General features: G+C 33.7%; 10 protein-coding genes and 1 tRNA gene. 4 read left to right on the top strand and 7 right to left on the bottom strand.

The genetic code is table 11. The features are described from left to right. Nucleotides 1-39 precede the first annotated feature (39 nt). Nucleotides 40-1,794, top strand: a complete 1,755-nt coding sequence (locus tag ACOQOS_RS17505; protein ID WP_420571766.1) for a helix-turn-helix domain-containing protein — start codon at nt 40-42, stop codon at nt 1,792-1,794. Between the two features lie 364 nt (nt 1,795-2,158). On the opposite strand, the gene ACOQOS_RS17500 is transcribed toward ACOQOS_RS17505, so the two are convergent. The 4 genes from ACOQOS_RS17500 to ACOQOS_RS17485 all read right to left on the bottom strand — a co-directional run bounded on the left by ACOQOS_RS17500 (nt 2,159) and on the right by ACOQOS_RS17485 (nt 7,067). Continuing rightward, entirely contained in the window at nt 2,159-3,559 is a 1,401-nt protein-coding gene (locus ACOQOS_RS17500) for a TolC family protein (RefSeq protein ID WP_420575160.1), read from the bottom strand. A gap of 2 nt (nt 3,560-3,561) precedes the next feature. Further along, on the bottom strand, nt 3,562-4,923 hold the full coding sequence (locus ACOQOS_RS17495) for an HlyD family secretion protein (protein ID WP_420571765.1): 1,362 nt from the start codon (nt 4,921-4,923) through the stop codon (nt 3,562-3,564). Further along, the gene (locus tag ACOQOS_RS17490) at nt 4,917-6,587 is read right to left on the bottom strand and encodes a peptidase domain-containing ABC transporter (protein WP_420571764.1); all 1,671 of its coding nucleotides are present in this window, start codon (nt 6,585-6,587) and stop codon (nt 4,917-4,919) included. The genes ACOQOS_RS17495 and ACOQOS_RS17490 overlap by 7 nt, the downstream gene beginning before the upstream one ends. A gap of 407 nt (nt 6,588-6,994) precedes the next feature. Continuing rightward, a tRNA-Gln gene (locus ACOQOS_RS17485) sits at nt 6,995-7,067 on the bottom strand. Between the two features lie 154 nt (nt 7,068-7,221). Here ACOQOS_RS17485 and ACOQOS_RS17480 point away from each other — a divergent pair. From ACOQOS_RS17480 to ACOQOS_RS17470, 3 genes are all read left to right on the top strand, one after another. Next, nucleotides 7,222-10,455 (top strand): DUF2723 domain-containing protein, encoded by a 3,234-nt coding sequence (locus ACOQOS_RS17480; RefSeq protein ID WP_420571763.1) that lies wholly within the window; start codon nt 7,222-7,224, stop codon nt 10,453-10,455. A gap of 87 nt (nt 10,456-10,542) precedes the next feature. Continuing rightward, nucleotides 10,543-13,818: a DUF2723 domain-containing protein gene (locus ACOQOS_RS17475; protein WP_420571762.1), complete on the top strand. Its 3,276-nt coding sequence runs from the start codon at nt 10,543-10,545 to the stop codon at nt 13,816-13,818. Between the two features lie 13 nt (nt 13,819-13,831). Continuing rightward, nucleotides 13,832-14,485, top strand: a complete 654-nt coding sequence (locus ACOQOS_RS17470) for a polysaccharide deacetylase family protein (RefSeq protein WP_420571761.1) — start codon at nt 13,832-13,834, stop codon at nt 14,483-14,485. On the opposite strand, the gene ACOQOS_RS17465 is transcribed toward ACOQOS_RS17470, so the two are convergent. The 3 genes from ACOQOS_RS17465 to cphA all read right to left on the bottom strand — a co-directional run bounded on the left by ACOQOS_RS17465 (nt 14,482) and on the right by cphA (nt 19,017). Continuing rightward, nucleotides 14,482-14,778: a thioredoxin family protein gene (locus ACOQOS_RS17465; protein WP_420571760.1), complete on the bottom strand. Its 297-nt coding sequence runs from the start codon at nt 14,776-14,778 to the stop codon at nt 14,482-14,484. The two genes, ACOQOS_RS17470 and ACOQOS_RS17465, sit on opposite strands and share 4 nt — an antisense overlap. An 88-nt stretch (nt 14,779-14,866) precedes the next feature. After that, on the bottom strand, nt 14,867-16,165 hold the full coding sequence (locus ACOQOS_RS17460; protein ID WP_420571759.1) for a metallophosphoesterase: 1,299 nt from the start codon (nt 16,163-16,165) through the stop codon (nt 14,867-14,869). 197 nt (nt 16,166-16,362) lie between these two features. Continuing rightward, nucleotides 16,363-19,017, bottom strand: coding sequence for a cyanophycin synthetase (gene cphA / locus ACOQOS_RS17455; RefSeq protein ID WP_420571758.1), 2,655 nt, complete (start codon nt 19,015-19,017; stop codon nt 16,363-16,365). Nucleotides 19,018-19,132 lie beyond the last annotated feature (115 nt).

Here is a 19,132-nt window from a genome sequence, read left to right as displayed (position 1 = left end):
GCCAATTTTCCATAATATTAACGATTTCTACCAAAAAAAATGATCATTTCCTTCAATTGTAGGTATTTTTCTTTTTCCAGAAAATACATACTACTTCCTGTTCTATTATTGGCTTTTTACTCATTTGCTTTTGCACAAACGAGTATCAACTTCACCATACCTGATTCCTTAAAATTAAAAACTTATGACGAGCTAACAACTGCCTTCGCCGCAGACAGAAACGACTCTATAAATCGTAATTTATACGCTAAAACATATATAGCAAAAGCCACTAAGGATAGAGATAGCTTACGAATGGCTATGGGTTACGAACTCATGGGATTTATATATTACAAAGACTATCCAAAAAGTTTTGTTTTTTACAACAAAGCCATTGAAGTGAGTGAAAATTTAGGAAATCTTCGTTATCCCGCAATTTTATACACGTATAAAGGCGCTGTTTTATCCACAGATGGAAAACACAAAGAAGCCTTAGAAAATCACTTAAAAGCCATTGAATATGCAGAACTCAACAATAATAAAGAGCTACTATATGTAAATAAACACAATATTGGAATCCTTAAAACACATTTAGAATTGTATGATGAAGCATTGCAAATTTTTAAAGAATGCTATATCTACGAACTTTATAATAAAGAACGTGATGAAGAAGATTTTATGTATTCACACTTTTCTTTAGCTGATGTATACACTGCTACACATGAGTTAGATTCTGCAATTAAGTATAATATTCAAGGAAAAAAGCTTGCATTAAAATTGAAGAATAATGATATACAAACTTTATTTTCATTGAATAGAGGCATTATATATTTTCATCAAAAGAAATACAAGAAATCTACTGAACTGTTAGAAAACGCTATTGACTCACTTCATGATAGTAGAGAAAAATTAACAATCATTAACGGGCTGTATCATATGGCAAAATCATATGATTCTTTACACCAAAAAGATAAGGCAATTTTAAATTACAAAAAGGTAGATTCTTTATTCAATAAACATCCATATCATATTTCGTCTGTAATCATGAATACATATAAAGCTTTATATACTCACTATAAAACGATTAATGATAAAGAAAATGAAGCCGTTTACATTAACAAAGCGCTGCTTGCTCACGACACACACAAGAAAGACTATCAAAAGATCAGCAATAAAATTATTAAGACTTTTGATCGCAGAAAGTTATTAGAGAAGCAGAAAGAGCTCAATAAGGCATTAAGTCAGAAGGATAAAAAATATACAACTTTTATAATACTTGCCTTTATTGTTTTTGCCATATTCATTTTTACACTGCTTATTTTTTACATTAAGCAACGAAATACAAAAAAGCGTTTTCATGAGTTTGTAGAGCATCAAAAGCGAAAAGCTTCAGAGATTGCAACAGAAAAAACCACACCAGCAATAAATAAAAACACTAAAGATATTGGCTTAGCAGAAGATGTAATTGATCAGTTATTGAATTCCTTAGAAAATTTCGAGACAGCACACACATATATACAATCTGACATTACATTACCAAGCTTATCAAAACGTTTCAAAACAAATTCAGCGTATCTTTCAAAAGTGATTAATACCTATAAAAATAAAAAGTTTGCAGAGTATTTAAACGACCTTCGCGTAGCGTATGCTATCGAAAAGATTCAATCAGATAAACATTTTCGTTTGTATACTATTAAAGCAATCGCATTGGAAGTAGGATTCAATAATTCACAATCTTTTGCTAGAGCTTTTAAACGCAAAACCAACATTAAACCTTCCGATTTCATCAGACAACTTGAAGAAACAAAAATCTAATCTATCTTACCACATCGCAAAGCATATGCAATTTATAAATTGCAAGAAAGACCTTAAAAAACGTACTGTTACTTCAATAATCTTACAATACATTTATACCAAATCATAAATATAATTTGACTATGCGTAACACAAAGAAAAAAAAGTTAAGCTTACAGAAACTTAGTATTGCTTCTATTGCAAATGTTGACATTATAAAAGGTATGTCAGAAGGTACATGTAGCACTATTGCCAAAAGTTATCCGCCTTATATGTGCATGCAGACAATCCAAAAGTGTTAAAGTTCTTTTACTACAGTTAACAAAAAAAATCCCAATCTGTTACGATTGGGATTTTGTCATTGGCAATTTTTTCTTTTTCAAAGCTATAACATATTTGCCATGATGTTAAATAAATTGGCTTTGGTTGTAAAGTATTTATTCTCTAAATCAATGGCTTTTATTTTATTTTCTATCAGTTTTGCTTCACGTGAGTTCACTAAAAACAAAGAGCTTTCTCCAAGGAAAAATTTACGTTCTTCCGCTTTTAACATTACTTCGTAATCATCAACCAATTCTTGCGTAAGCCTGTTTTGCAATTCGTACGAATCTATTTCTTGCGTTACTGCATTTATTTTGTTTTTGAGCGTTACACGTGTTGCGGTACGCTCAAACTCTAAGTCTTGTAGTTTTAATTTTGCCAAGCGCAAATCTCCACGCTCTTTTCGCAAGAATAACGGAAAACTTATGTTTAATCCAGCTTTGTAATTTTGCGTGTTAAACGTTCCCACTTCATCAGGCGTTTGCGACAAAAAGTTATACTGCAAGTCTATTTTTGGCAGCAACATGTTTTGTTTTAAACGTTTGTTAAGCTCCAAACTTTCATACTTGTAGTTAAGCGACTGTATTTTTGGATGCGCTTCTACATCAAAGTCTTCATTATCAAAAGCAGTTACATTCAAAACATCGTCAATGCGTTCAAATGTAGTTGTATCTGGCTGAATTGTTTCTCTGAGTTCAACCGGCGTATTATCATTCAACCATAAAAAATTAGACAATTCTAATGACGACTTTACATATTTAATGCGTGCTTTTTCTAAGTCTAACTTTCGCGTATTGAGTGTCAATCGTGCTTCTAAGGTATCAATTGCTGCTTTTTCACCTTCTCGATAGCTTTTTTTGATTCCGTCAAAACGCAAAGCCGCATTCGACAAAAATGATTGATAGACTTCTCTATTTCGATACGATTTTAACCATTTAAAGTAAGTAATGGCAGCTTCGTACAAAATCTCGTTTACCAATAATTGTTGATCTACTTGTGCTTGTTGTGTAAATAATTTTGCTTGCTTTAACATAGCCATTCGCTCATTGATCAACAAACCTCTAGCCAGCGAAAGCGAAACACCTGCGCTGTACAAACCATCTGTTGGCACATTGAATTCTGGATTTAAGAATTCCCCTGTATTTTCTTCAAAATTTGCTTTGAATTCTACGCCATACCAAGTTGGAATTTTAAACGTCGCATTGAGTTTATCGTAATATTCAGTTTTTTTGAATTTTTTACGATCGTAATCTACTTCTAATTTCGGATCAAACGCACCACGAGCTTTTAGCAATTTTGCTTCACTTTCGTTAATAATCAAATTTGCTTGCTTCACTATGGGATGATACGTTTTTACATACCCAAGATATTCATCCAACGACATAATAGAGTCTAACGGATTGTCTATTTGAGCAGTTACATTTCCACTGAAAAGAAATACAAGTAAAAGAAAAATGTACCTCATCATTATTTTTTCTTAGCAGTTTTATCTTTAGCGTTTTTGCCTTCCGGCTGATAGAAATTTGGAGGAAAACTATTAAGCTGTCTCCATAATTCAAACCAGATTGGCACATCGTCTAATAATGCGATTGTTTTTGCTCCTGAACCGACACGAACCGCGGTTGGCCACGGATGATCTTTTTCATCTGGCGCAAGCAAAATTCTGTACTTACCATTATCACTGATAAAGTTTTCTATGGCTACCACTTTTGCACCATAAGTTCCAAAAGAAACATTTGGCCAACCACTGAATACGATTGCTGGCCAACCATCAAACTCCACACGAACTTTTTCTCCAATGTGAATTAATGGCAAATCTATTGGTCGCACATAACTTTCTACTGCCAATTCATATCTTGCTGGCATAATACCAACCAACTCTTCACCTTCTTTGAATGTTTCTCCAATTCCGCCTTTGAGCGCTTTGTTGATAAAACCATCTTGTGGCGCTAAAATGTATAACAACCCATTACGAATTTTATAATTTGTGTACTGATTTTCTAATTTGGTTACTTGTGCTTCAGTATCAAATTGACTTGATTGCGCAGTAAACATGTCGCTTTGTGCTTTTGAAATTTTGTCAGCGTAGGTTGCTTTTGTTCGTGACAATTCAATTTTTGCATTGATCAAATCATTTTTATTTGCCAAGTATTTATTTTCAAGAGAAACTAATTTCGCTTCTGTTTCTTGCAGTTTTAAACGTTTTTCTTCCACATCTTTTACTGCCTTCAAACCTTCTTTTTGCAATGTCGATGTTCGATCATACTGACGTTTCGCAATGTCTTTATTAATTCTTGCTGCCTCTACATCAATACTATCTCCTTTGATTTTTAGTTTGGCTTGCAATAATTTATTTTCTGTTTGCTCTAATTTTAAGTCTCTTTCACGCAGTAATGCAGAAACTTGTCGTTCTAAGGCACTAATTTTTCCTTTGTACGCAGTTACAGAAGATGATTTCGCTTTGATTTGATCATTTGTTCTTTCTACCAATTTATCATCAAAATATTCACTTTTAATTTCTGAGATTTTTAAAATCGTATCGCCTTTTCGCACTGAATCTCCTTCGCGAACATACCATTGTTCAATTCGCCCAGGAATTTGCGATTGAATGGTTTGCGGACGTTGATCTGGTCGTAAAGTTGTCACTTGTCCTTGTCCAGAAATATTCTGTGTCCAAGGAAGAAATAGTATAATAATTACGATGACAGCAAACACAAATAAAAATTTATTGAGCTGCCTGTAGTATCTTTTATCAAAGACAAGCTCACCTGATTTAAACTGCGTAAGTTTTACTTTTTTATTAAGCTGATTGTGTGAAATATTTAGCATGCCTTTCTATTTTTAATTTCTCCTTTTTCTAGTGTTATCAAACCGCCACATGTTGTTTTCCAGCGTTCGTTGCTACTTACAACAATCAATGCCCATGGATTTGAATCGTCTGTTAAAAAGTCTATAATTCGATTACTTTCATCGACATTAAATTGATCTAACGGATCTTCTAGAATCAATACTTTTGGTTTTTTAATAATAGCTCTCGCTAATACTATTTTTTTAGAGATATTATATGAAATTTGCTTTCCTTCAGGATTAAGTATCGTCTTTAATCCCTTTGGTTGTTCTTTTATAAATTGATTTAATCCTACTTTGTCAAGTGCCCAAAAAATAGTTTCATCAGAAACATTTTCATTCCCAAAAGCAAGATTTTCTCTAATCGTTCCTTCAAATGGTGTTTCTTCAGACAACGACAACCCAAGATGAGATCGGTAATAATTTAGATGCAAACTTTCCATTGAAAATTTATTTACATACACACTTCCAGCCGTCGGAGCAACCACACCAGCAATAAGTCGCAGCAAACTAGATTTCCCAGAACCACTTTCTCCTTGAATTAAAATTCTCCTTTTAGGCGTAATAGTGAATGAAATATCTTTTAAAATTGGCTTTTCTCTGTTACTTACTTCGTAAGAAACATTGTCAAATTCAATTGCCATTTCCTTTTCAAAGTTTGGCGTTTCACCTTCTTGCGGCTCCAAACCTTTGTCTACTACTTGCCCAAGTTTTTCAATCGACGTTAATACATCATAAAAAGATTCTAACCCGACAATTAGTTTTTCAACAGAACCGATAACCAATAAAATGATGATTTCTGCTGCGACAAATTGTCCAATATTCATTTCTTGATTCAGCACTAAAGCTCCACCAATTAATAACAAAGAAGCTGTTACCAATACTTTAAATGAAATCATTTGAATAAACTGTAAAACCAACACTCGGAAATGACTTTCGCGCGCTTTTAAATATCCTTCTACCAAGACGTCATTTTTTTTCAGTGCCAAGCTTGTATTTCCTGAAAGTTTGAAACTTACCATGGTTCGCGCAACTTCCTGAATCCAGTGTGCAACTTTGTATTTATTTTTTGATTCGTCTAAACTTGTTTGCAAACCTCTTCTTGCTGTGTATTTAAATACCATAAAAATTAAAGCCACTAGCAACACTCCAAAAATGATAAAAAACGGATGGTAAAATGATAATAAGATCAATGCAAACAAAATCTGCAGTAATGCAGAAGGCACATCTATCAATATTTTGGACAATCCTTTTTGAATTGTTAGTGTATCAAAGAATCGGTTTGCCAACTCTGGCGGATAATAATTACGCAATTCGTCCATACGTATTTTTGGAAAGCGATAGCTTAACTCAAAAGAAGCTCGCATAAAAATACGCTGCTGTATTGTCTCTATAATTCGTAACTGCATTAATTGTAATGCTCCAGAAAATATCACTCCAAGCGTCACCAAGATTACTAACACAACCCATGAAGTAGATACTTGCGCACCTTGTATTAGGTTTATAATAGATTGTATTCCCAAAGGAAGCGATAATGCAACAATTCCCGCAAAAATGGCATAATACAGAATCTGCAAAATATCTTTTTTCTCTAATTGAAGTAAGCCAACAAAACGCTGCCAAGGTGATAATTGAGTATTTGCCATGTTTTTTAACATTAAAAACGTTCATTTTAGTCTTTGTAAATACACTTTGAAACATTACTGATTTCATCGTTTTAATATTTACGAACGCAAAGATAATAGTATTACTATTAACATTGCATATAAACATATTAATATTAACATTAAAATAATTTATAATATTGATTTACAATAACTTATTTGTTAATCAAATTGTAAAATTTTAACAAAAACACTTTAAAAATAACTTAGTAAAGCTATTATTTTCAATAAGTTACTTTATCAATAACAGAAATAAATATTAAAAAGTTAAGAGGAAGTTCTGACCAAAAAAGAGATTGAAAAGGTAATATTAAGATAAAGGAGACTTTTCTTTTTTGATAAAATAAATGCATAAAAAAAACTCCTTTCAAGTGAAAGGAGTTTTTTTGTTGGCCTACTAGGGCTCGAACCTAGACTCTTCTGGACCAAAACCAGACGTGTTGCCAGTTACACCATAGGCCAATTGCTGTAATGCGGTTGCAAATTTAAAACAAACTTTTATATGACCAAAGATTTTTTATAATTTATTTTAACTTAATTCATAATGTTTTCTAAAAAAGACAGTTACCTATTGTAAAAAAGTTAAATTCGTTATTCTATCAAAACAACATTAACCATGACCACTTCTTTTAATTTTAACAAATGGAACATCTACATTGGATGGACAGTATTTTTTATTGCATTTCTTACGTATTTCCTTACTATGGAACCTACAGTAAGTTTTTGGGACACTGGAGAATACACAGCTACTTCTGCTAAACTTCAAGTAGGACATCCGCCGGGAGCGCCATTTTTTCAAATTATGGGTGCCGTTTTTGCTTCTTTTGCCAGCGATGCAACACAAGTAGCCAAAATGACCAATCTTGTTTCGGTATCTGCAAGTGCATTTACCATTTTGTTTATGTTTTGGACTATTACGATTCTTGTCCGCAAGATTGTAATGCGTAGCTCTAACACTTTAGATACAAATCAGAGCATTGCTATTTTAGGAAGTGGATTGATTGGTTCACTTACATATACGTTTTCAGATACATTTTGGTTTAATGCAGTAGAAACAGAAGTATATGCCATGGCTAGTTTGGTAATGTCCTTATTGTTGTATCTCGGATTGCGTTGGGAACAAGATATGGATTCACAAAGAGGTAATAAATGGTTATTACTTATTTCATTGGTTATAGGATTGTCTTTTGGAATTCACTTTATGGGATTCTTAGCAATTCCTCCTTTAGTGTTATTGTACTTTTTTAAGAAATATAAAAAGATCACTTTAAAAAGATTCATTATTGCTAATGCTGTTGCTATTTTCATTTTACTTTTTGTTTTTAAATTTTCACTCGCGCTTATTCTCAAAATTTTTGGAACAGGTGAAGTTTATTTAGTAAATACTTTTGGCTTACCTTTTCATTCTGGAACGATTTTGATTGGAATTCTTTTTATCAGTTTGTTCTATTTTGGACTCCGCTATACCAGAAGAAAAAACATGGTTCATCTACATACACTTACACTATCATTGGCTTTTTTATGCATTGGTTTTTCTGTGTGGATCATGCTTCCTATTCGTTCAAGTGCGAATGTAGTTGTCAATGAACACAATCCAAATAATGCACGCGAACTTCTTGCATATTATAACATGGAACAATACGGCAGCAGAAGTATCGCGTACGATTCCATGTATACAGAAGTATATGCAAATGCAGATAAAATTCATCCTTATAAAGATGATACTCCAAAATATGAAGCAGATCAAGTATTAGGAAAATATACGATTGTAAATGATTGGAAAAATGCCAGAACCAATTTAGATGATGCGCATAAAGGCTTTTTCCCAAGAATGTGGGACACTGAACGTGCCGAAAATTATATCATGCTCGGACATACACCTAAATATTCTATAAAACCAGCATATAAGGATCAAGACAAGCTTCAAGCGTTTGTAGCTGACTTTGAAAATAAGCTTGCCAATGGAGAAATTGATTATTCACAATATCACGCTTTTTTAAATCAAGCTGGCTCCTATTTAGACATTGAAAAACCTTCTTTACTTGAGAACCTAAAGTTTATGTTCAACTATCAAATTGGATATATGTATTGGCGTTATTTTATGTGGAATTTTTCAGGAAAGCAAAATGATATCCAAGGAAAATATGATTTACAGAACGGAAATTGGAGAAGCGGAATTGATGCCATCGATGAACTTTATTTACCAGAGCAAAGCAATTTGCCAAGCGATATTAAAAATAACAAAGCTAGAAATAGTTACTATTTGATTCCTTTTTTACTTGGGATTCTTGGCTTAATTTTTCATTTTAGAAGAGCTAAAAAAGATTTTTGGGTATTACTTGTCTTTTTTGTTCTTACTGGAATTGCAATTCAGGTGTATACAAACATTAGACCTTTTGAACCAAGAGAACGCGATTATATCGTAGTTGGTTCTTTTTACATTTTTGCAATTTGGGTTGGCTTTGGCGTCTATACATTGTTTGATAAGTTTAAAGCTGTTATTAAACCTAAAATACTCGCTCCAGCAATTGTGATACTTAGTTTATTTACTGTTCCTGTATTAATGGCTTCAGAAAACTGGGATGATCATGACAGATCTGGACGATATACTGCAAATTTTATGGCAAAAGCCTACTTAGATTCTTGTCAGAAAGATTCTATTTTATTTACGGTAGCAGATAATGACACATTTCCTCTTTGGTACAAACAAGAAATAGAAGGATATCGTACAGATATTAGAACACTCATTTCAGAATATGTCAATACAGCTTGGTACATAGATCAAGCAAAACGAAAATCATACGAAAGTGATCCATTACCTATTAGTCTCACTCATGAACAATATCGATATGGCACGCGAGATTATATAAAAGGTGAAATACTCACTGAAGAAGCTTGGGACATTCAACGATGGATGGATTTTGTAACGAATGATGCCGAAACGCATAAACTCGGAAATCTATTAGATAGTCAAGGATATGATATTTCAATCTACCCAAAGAATATGTTAGACCTCAATTTTTATCCTACGAATAAAATTAGAATTAAAGTTGATAAGGAAAAAGTACTCGCAAATAATATTGTTGCTGCTAAAGATGCACATTTAATTGAAGATTATATCGATATTACTTTACCTGAATCTGGTATTTACAAAGCACAATTAATTAAACTCAATATTTTAGCAAATAACAATTGGGAACGCCCTATTTATTTTGCTGGAGGAACTACAGAAGATGCTCATTTTTTATGGCTTCAGGATTATTTACAGCTTGAAGGATTGACTTATAAGTTTGTTCCAATAAAAAATGCTTCCAAAAATAATTTTGACATAGGAAAAGTGAATACAGATATCATGTATGCTAATGTTATGGAATGGGATTGGATGTCTTACGGAAATTCAGACATTTATCATGACGCACAAGGAAGAAGGCAGAGCATTACGTTTAGAAATAATCTTGCTAGACTTATGGAAGCGCTAATCGCAGAAGGAAAACATGAAAAAGCACTTTCGGTAATTGATTTGGCTGTAGAAAAAATGCCCGTTGACGTATTTGGTTATTACACATTCGTTATTCCTTTCGTTGAAGGTTATTATATGTTAGATGAAAAAGAAAAAGGAAGAGCGCTTGCGTATCAAATCATCACAAAATATAAAGAACAATTAGCATATTACAGCAGTTTAAAGTATGATTCTTTACCAGAATTTACAGAAGATATTTTATATACTATGGATCAATACAACGCCATCGTTAAAATTATGATAGAAAACGATTCAAAAAATGTTGCAACAAAAGAGCTTCGAGCATTTAACAATTATGTAAAACGTTTTGAATATTTTTTGACACATTAAATTTTGATGAATGATTAATTGATGTAATCTTTTCTGATTGCTAGATAATTCTTTAAATTCGCCGTTAGTCTTATTAAAAGTAAATACATGACTTCTTTGAACTTCAAAAAATGGAATACTATCTTAGGATGGGTAGTGTTTTTAATAGCATTAATTACCTTTAGCTTAACTGTTGAACCAACAGCAAGTTACTGGGATTGTGCAGAATATATTGCAACTTCAGCAAAACTTCAAATTGGACATCCACCGGGAGCACCATTTTTTCAAATGATGGGCGCAATTTTTGCCACATTTGCTTCTTCGCCTGAAGAAGTAGCCAAAATGGTAAATTATATGTCTGTGTTTTCAAGTGCACTTACTGTTTTATTCATGTTTTGGTCTATCACCAACTTGGTTCGTAAGATTGCTTTGAAAAAAGTAAATCCTTCAGACACCGAAACTCCAGAATTTACTGTCGGTAAAAAAATTGCTGTCTTAGGTAGTGGATTAGTGGGTTCGTTAGCATTTACTTTTTCAGATAGTTTTTGGTTCAATGCCGTAGAAGCTGAAGTATATGCAATGGCAATTTGCATCATGTCAATAATGTTCTGGCTTGCCTTACGTTGGGCAGATGAAATGCATACACCACGCGGAAACAAATGGTTGATATTAATTTCATTGGTTGTTGGACTTTCTTTTGGAGTTCACTTTATGGGATTATTAACGATTCCTGCAATTGGAATGATTTATTTCTTTAAGAATTATAAAGTAGTTACCGTACAAAATTTCATTTTAGCAAATGTGATATCTATTGGTGTACTACTTTTTATTTTCAAATTACTATTACCAAACACTTTACGCCTCTTTGGATACCTTGAAGTATTCTTTGTAAACACTTTTGGAATGCCTTTTAATTCAGGTTCTATCATTGCTGCATTGCTCATTGTAGGTGCTTTTTATTATGGTTTAAGTATGACGAAGAAGAAAAATTTACCAGTAATAAATACCATCATTTTATGTACACTGTATATTTTAATTGGTTTTTCTACTTGGTTAATGATTCCTATTCGTGCCAACGCAAATACCGTAATTAATGAAAATAATCCTTCTGATGCGCGTTCACTTTTAGCTTATTATAACTTAGAACAATATCCAGAAACACATTTGTTTTACGGACCAATGTATACAGACATTTACGGAAGCTTAGATAGAGATGAACCTTATGTTGATGACAAACCTAAGTACGAACGTGATGATACATTAGGAAAGTATGTCATTGTAAACCAATGGAAAGGTGCCAAACAAAACTCTGATAGCCGTCATAGAGGACTTATGCCACGTATGTGGAGTTCTGAACATGCCGTGAATTATATGGAATATAATGGCTTATTAGATTTTGAAATAAAGCCACAGTATCGCTCAGATAAACAAATTGTAGAAATCATCAAAGATTTCAAAACACGTGCTGCAAATGGAGAAATCTATGCTGAAGACTTTGAAAATTACTTAAAAAAGATTCGAGAGTATGTAAACATTAAGCCGCCAACGCTTTGGGACAACATACATTACATGATTAATTACCAAATGAGTTACATGTATTGGCGCTATTTCATGTGGAATTTTGTTGGTAGACAAGATGATATTCAAGGAAAACTAGATAATCACGGAAATTGGATAAGTGGTATTAAGTTCATTGATGAAAGACACTTAGGTGCATCACAAGACAATTTACCTTCTGATGTATTGAATAATAAAGCTAGAAATACCTATTTCTTTTTACCATTATTGTTTGGTCTCTTTGGGTTTGTATTTCTACTGATGCGCGGTAAAAAACAATTTTGGGTACTACTCGTCTTTTTCTTATTCACAGGATTGGCATTAAAAGTATACTTAAATGAACGCCCATTTGAGCCAAGAGAACGAGATTATGCCTTGGTAGGTTCTTTTTATGTATTTGCTATTTGGATAGGATATGGAGTTTATGCTTTGTTTGATATTGCTAAATCCTACGTAACTGGTAAAGTTGCCGCTGGAGCTATTACGATTGTTGCCTTATTAGCAGTTCCTTTCTTAATGGCGAATCAAAACTGGGATGATCATGACAGATCAAATCGTTATACAGCACAATCTACAGCAAAAGCTTATTTAAATTCTATTGAAGAAAATGTAGGCGCCATGATTTTTACAATTGGTGACAATGATACATTCGCTCTTTGGTATGCACAAGATATAGAAGGCTTTAGAACTGATGTAAGGAGCATCAATACAAGCTTATTGGGAACAGATTGGTACATAGATCAAATGAAACGCAAAGCTTATAAAAGTGAAGCAGTTCCTTCTGAAATGACACATGATAAATACAAACATGGAACGCGAAATTACATCCGTTACGAACGTCATCCTGCCGTGCCAGATAGTACTGTTTGGGAATTAGATCGTTTTATGGATTGGATTTTAAGTGATCGAAAAGAAACTAAGTATGGTTATTTGATTGACGAAGTGTACGAAGTAGAAGATCCAAATATTCCTGCGAGTCAACGAAATATTGTATACTATCCAGTGACAAAGGTTAGAGTTCCTGTAAATAAAGCAAACGCAGCAAAATATGTGAGTCCAGAAAATCATGACGAAATGGTTGATTATATTGACATTGAGTTGCCAAAAACTGCGATTTACAAGAATAACTTAATGATGCTTGATATTTTAAACCAGAACGATTGGAAACGCCCAATTTACTTTACTGGTGGAAGTTTTGATAAAGCTGAATATATCTGGATGAAAGACTTCTTACAGTTAGATGGTTTAGTTTACAAGCTGATTCCTATTGAAACTAAATTACCAAGCAATTACGATATGGGACGTGTAAATACAGACTTGATGTATGCAAACGTAATGAAATGGGATTGGGGTAATTCTGGTAGTGATGATATTTATCACGATCCGCAAACACGTCGTCAAAGTATTTCGTACCGTACGAACTTAGCTAAACTTGTAGAGCAGTTGGTAAAAGAAGGTAAAAACGACAAAGCCGAAGATATTATCGACTTAGTCCTTGAAAAAATGCCAATCAAATATTTTGGGTATTATATTTTCACAGAACCATTCATTGATGGATATTTTAAAATTGGAAAAACAGAAAAAGCAATCGCTGTTTACAATGAAGTAAAAACAAAATATCTAGAATATCTTAATTATTACAAAAGCGTAAAACTAAGTCAACAATCTAATGAAATTGAGGAAATTTATGGATACTTAGAAAAATATAAAAGTCTTGTTGAATTGCTTGATGCAAACAATCAGAAAGAGCTTTTTGAAAAAGAGTATACAATTTTCGAAGGATACGTAGAACAATTTGGACATCTGTTCAAAGGATTGGAAGAGTAAAGTTACTTTACCAATGAAATTTTATACAGCTAAAACTCCCAAACTAGTAAAATGGTTATTTCCAAAACTAGTTTGGGAGTTTTCTGTTTCTGAAAAGAAAATCTATCTCACTTTTGACGATGGACCAATTCCTGAAATTACACCGTGGGTTTTGGAGCAACTCGCAAATTATAATGCAAAAGCTACCTTTTTCTGCATTGGCGATAATGTACAAAAGCATCCTAAAATTTATCATCAATTAATTAGTGAAGGACACGCCATTGGAAACCATACACAACATCATGTGAACGGCTGGAAAGTTTCTAATGTTAATTATATAAAAGATACAACAGAAGCTAAGAAAACTCTAGAAAAAGCAGTTAAGAACAAGCCTGAAGCAGTTTCTAGACTATTTCGTCCACCATATGGCAAAATAACACCTCAACTTTCTAAAAAACTCAGAAAGCTAGGATATACAATTATAATGTGGGATGTTTTGAGTGGTGATTTTGATATGGACTTAACTCCAGAAAAATGTCTTAATAATGTACTTACACATACGGAAGCAGGAAGTATTGTTGTATTTCACGATAGTTTGAAAGCATACGACAAACTACGCTATGTGCTTCCAAAAGTATTAAAGCACTTTAGCAACTTAGGGTATTCTTTTGAACGTATAACGCTCTAAACGTGTTCGGATATTAATCCAATAAGTGTATTTGCATCTTGCTCTCCACTTTGTCTCCACACCATTTCTCCACCTTTGTAAATCATGAGCGTTGGAAGTCCTTTTACGCGTAAAGCTTCTGCTAGTTCCTTATTTTTGTCTACGTCTATTTTTATAACTTTGGCACTATCACCAACGGCAGCCGCTACATCACGCAATACTGCATGCATAGCTTTAGACTGCTCATTCCAATCTGTATAAAAATCTAACAGAATTGGAATATTTGCACTAATTAATTCACCAAATTTTGACATAAGCGAATGTTTTAATTTTTATTGAATAGCTATATTTTTAACTAAAAAAACGCTAATTCTCTATTACAAATGTACTATTTTCTTGCGATTATGCTAGTTTCTCACGTTTTTTCAACTCTATCACCGTAATTTCTGGCCAAATTCCAACACGTCCAGGAAACGCCAATACGCCAAATCCGCGGTTTACATGCAAGTATTTTCCAGCTTCCTCATACAAACCTGCCCAACGTGGATATCTATATTTTACAGGACTCCATTTAAAGTTTAAAAATGGAATTTCTATTCCAAATTGCATTCCGTGTGTATGTCCTGCCAATGTTAATTGTATCTTTTTATCGAAATTGATAATATTAGGCTCATCAGTAATAACGGTAGGATCTGTTTTTTCTTTTTCACGAATCTCCATTTCTTTGTAATCAAAGTGAGAAGGATCATGCGATAATAAAATATTGAATTCTCCGTCTACCACATCTTCCGTTGCTTTTCGCAAACTACCTCGTTTTGGAAAATGACGAGACGCTCCCCAATTTTCAACTCCTAAAATGTTTAGTTTTTCACCATTTCGCTCTAGTGTTCTTTTTTCGTTGAGCAACAAATCAAACCCTATAGCTTCGTGTACTTTTTCTATTTTTCGATGATTTTCTTCTATATCTTCTTGCTTTTGATACGCATAATATCCGTAATCGTGATTTCCTAAAACGGAATACGAACCGTCGGTTGCTTCTATTCGTTTAAAAGTATCAATCCAAGGATCCATTTCTTCAGCAACAGCATTGACAATATCTCCCGTAAAAACAACAATATCACTTTTTTGTTCATTGATTAAATCAACTGCATATTCTATTTTTTCCTTATTATCAAAACTTCCTGAGTGAATATCTGAAATTTGCGTGAGTTTATAGCCGTCAAATGCTTCTGGCAAATCGTCAAAAAACATTGTATGCTTGATAACTCTATAATCGTACTTACCTTTAAAAATTCCGTATAAAAAACCAGAAAAAGGTATCGCAGCTATTCCTAATGCCAATTGACTGATAAATTTTCTTCGTCCTGGAATTGCTTCCCCAACGGTCATTCCACTATGTTGAAAATAATTAAACAGTGAAGCAAAAAAGCGGAAAATATCTTCTATAAATAGAATGGCAAAGATGAATAATTTTGGCACTATAAATGTCAACGCTAAGGCTATGGCATATCCTGTAGATAGGCTAAAACGTCCTTCGCGTTGTGTAAGACTCATTTGGTAAAAAAATATAGCATATACCACAACTGTTAAAACCCAAAATCCGATAAGAATGAATTTATTAGTCGTTAAGGCACGTAAGGAGAAAAATGTATACAACTCTAAGATGAGAAGTATCACTATCGGGATTAAAAATCGTAACATGTATTAAATTTTAACAAAAATAATTCTTCTTAACATATTGCTTGGATATTTTACAGGAACTTTAACACATTGAGACTGTATCTTTTATTTTACACGAAAGGAGTTTACTAAAAAATCGAGCACAATTGAGATTTGTATGAAACGTTTAATTTCAAAACTTCTCTATTGTGCTCGAAATGATACTATGATTATATATTTTATCCTAAATTCGGAATGTCGTCAGGTGTAAAATCATACAATTCTTTCGATTCTTCTTCTTTTAGTTTCTTCACTAAATCTAATGCATCTGGCACTACATCACTACAAAGTACAATTAACGAACCTTGTTTTGCATTTTTTACTGCATGAAGAATTGCTTCACTTTCTGAAGGAATGATTGTCGTTTTCTTGTTTGGATCTTTCATTTTAATTCCATCATTCAACATTTTAATCAGTTCTTCTTCTGTTTTCCCGCGCAAGCGTTTGTCTTGTCTTATAATTACTTCATCAAACATTTCGGCAGCAATTCCTCCCATTTCATTATTATCTTCTATACGTCTATCTCCAATTCCTGCGATGATTCCAACTTTTACTGTTGCATTTAAATTATCTACGAATTGTTTTAAAGCACGCATTCCTGCTGGATTGTGCGCATAATCTACCAAGATTTGGAAATTTTTGAATTTAAACAGATTCAAACGTCCTGGTGTCTGTGATGCTGACGGAATAAAGGTTTCAAGTGCTGCACGCATATCTTCTAAAGTAAATCCTTTTAAATATGCTGTAATAACTGCTGGCAATACATTTTGAATCATGAAAGTTGCTTTTCCTCCAAACGTCAATGGAACATTCACCGCTTTAATGATTCGCATTTTCCATTCGCCTCTACAAAGCGTGATATATCCGTTTTCATAGATTGCCGAAATTCCACCACGTTTTTGCATAGCTTTGATTCTCGGATTATTTTCATCTAAAGAAAATAGTGCCACATTACAATCTACATTTTTGCGCATTGCGTATACTAAGTCGTCATCTGCATTTAAAATAGCCGTTCCGTCTGGCAATACGGTTTCTGGAATTACTCCTTTTACTTTTGCCAATTGTTCTACCGTATGAATTCCTTTTAATCCTAAATGATCAGCAGCAACATTGGTTACAATTCCAATGTCGCAGTTTTTAAATCCTAAACCTGCTCGTAACAATCCACCACGGGCACATTCTAAAACAGCAAAGTTTACTGTTGGATCTTTTAGTACAAATTCCGTACTCGCCGGACCTGTACAATCTCCTGTCATTAATAATCTATTCTGAATATAAACTCCATCACTTGTGGTATATCCAACTCGATACCCTTTCATTTTTGCCATATGGGAAATGAGACGCGTAGTTGTAGTTTTCCCATTGGTTCCCGTTACTGCAATAATTGGAATACGTGACGTTGATCCTGGAGGAAATAATTTGTCTATTACCGGAGCCGCAACATTTCTTGGCAGTCCTTCTGTAGGCGCTAAGTGCATGCGGAATCCTGGTCCTGCATTTACTTCCAATACTGCGCCACCTGTTTCTGAAAGTGGTTTGCTTATATCTGATGTCATCACATCAATTCCACAGATATCTAAATCGATGATTTTTGAGATACGTTCTGCCATAAATACATTTGCAGGATGTACAATATCTGTTACATCTTCGGCAGTTCCGCCTGTGCTAAGATTTGCAGTATCTTTTAATACCATAACTTCGTCTTTTTCCAAGACCGTTTCTAAGGTATATCCTTTGGCTGCAATTAAGGTCTGCGTTAAATCGTTTACCTTAATCATGGTTAACACCTTTTCGTGTCCGTAACCTCTGCGTTCATCTTTATTTACTTCATCGATCAACTCTTGAATGGTTGATGTTCCGTCTCCCACAACATGTGCTGGAGTACGTTTCGCCGCAGCGACTAATTTATTATTGATAACAAGCAAACGATAATCGTCTCCTGTAATGTATTTTTCTACGATAACCGAACGAGAAATTTCTTGTGCTGCTTTAAAAGCAACCAAAGCTTCTTCGTAAGTATTGATATCTACTGTAATTCCGCGTCCGTGATTTCCATTGATTGGTTTGATTACTAATGGATAACCTACATAGCGACAAGCACCTTCCAAACTACGTTCGCGACGAATAATATCACCACGTGGCACTTCGACTTCTGCTTGTTCTAATAAATATTTTGTATCTTCTTTATCGCAGGCGATTTCCACACCAATATTACTGGTTTCACTTGTTACAGTTGCCTGAATACGTTTCTGATTGGCGCCATATCCTAATTGACATAAAGAATATCGATTCAGACGAATCCATGGAATTCCTCTACTTGCTGCTTCTTCTACAATAGAACCTGTACTTGGACCTAAACGTGATTCTTCACGAATTTCGCGCATTTCTTGAATATCTTCTGCTAAATCATAGTCTTCGCCTGAAATTAATGCTTCACAGATTCGAACAGCAGCTTTTGCAGCATAGCGCCCTACTTTTTCTTCCATATACGAGAATACAACATTGTACACGCCTTCTTCTCCGTAACCACGTGTTCTTCCAAAACCTGTATCCATTCCCGCCAAGGTTTGTATTTCTAATGCAATGTGTTCAATAACATGTCCCATCCAAGTACCGTCATCTACACGCATAAAAAAACCTCCTTCGCAACCTTCAGAACATCTGTGAGAATACATGGAAGGAAACATTGCTTTCAATCGATCTCCGAAGCCATCAACTTTATTCGTAGGATACTCTTCCATTTCTTGAAGATCTAGTACCATTACGATTAACTTATGTCTTCTTACTGACCAATAGTTTGGTCCTCGCATTGCGTTTATACTTCTTATTTCCATGTGTTGTTGGTTTGGTTAATTGTAAGACTTGTTTTTTGTAACAAGTATGATTATAAATATAGGAAAAAATCACAGATTTTAAGGCTCTTTTCGACATTCTGTGTAGTTAGATTAA

Origin of the sequence: Kordia sp. (assembly GCF_965224175.1) — a bacterium.
In the GTDB taxonomy this organism is placed as follows: Bacteria; Bacteroidota; Bacteroidia; order Flavobacteriales; family Flavobacteriaceae; genus Kordia.
Note: the sequence above shows the minus strand (reverse complement) of the source record. Positions and strands in the feature narration are given on the sequence as shown.

Excerpts from the sequence above, each read along its gene's own strand:
- ACOQOS_RS17490 (WP_420571764.1), bottom strand. The coding sequence starts at position 6,587 with ATGGCAAATACTCAATTATCACCTTGGCAGCGTTTTGTTGGCTTACTT.
- ACOQOS_RS17475 (WP_420571762.1), top strand. The coding sequence starts at position 10,543 with ATGACTTCTTTGAACTTCAAAAAATGGAATACTATCTTAGGATGGGTA.
- ACOQOS_RS17500 (WP_420575160.1), bottom strand. The coding sequence starts at position 3,559 with ATGAGGTACATTTTTCTTTTACTTGTATTTCTTTTCAGTGGAAATGTA.
- ACOQOS_RS17465 (WP_420571760.1), bottom strand. The coding sequence starts at position 14,778 with ATGTCAAAATTTGGTGAATTAATTAGTGCAAATATTCCAATTCTGTTA.
- ACOQOS_RS17495 (WP_420571765.1), bottom strand. The coding sequence starts at position 4,923 with ATGCTAAATATTTCACACAATCAGCTTAATAAAAAAGTAAAACTTACG.
- ACOQOS_RS17505 (WP_420571766.1), top strand. The coding sequence starts at position 40 with ATGATCATTTCCTTCAATTGTAGGTATTTTTCTTTTTCCAGAAAATAC.
- ACOQOS_RS17460 (WP_420571759.1), bottom strand. The coding sequence starts at position 16,165 with ATGTTACGATTTTTAATCCCGATAGTGATACTTCTCATCTTAGAGTTG.
- cphA (WP_420571758.1), bottom strand. The coding sequence starts at position 19,017 with ATGGAAATAAGAAGTATAAACGCAATGCGAGGACCAAACTATTGGTCA.
- ACOQOS_RS17480 (WP_420571763.1), top strand. The coding sequence starts at position 7,222 with ATGACCACTTCTTTTAATTTTAACAAATGGAACATCTACATTGGATGG.
- ACOQOS_RS17470 (WP_420571761.1), top strand. The coding sequence starts at position 13,832 with ATGAAATTTTATACAGCTAAAACTCCCAAACTAGTAAAATGGTTATTT.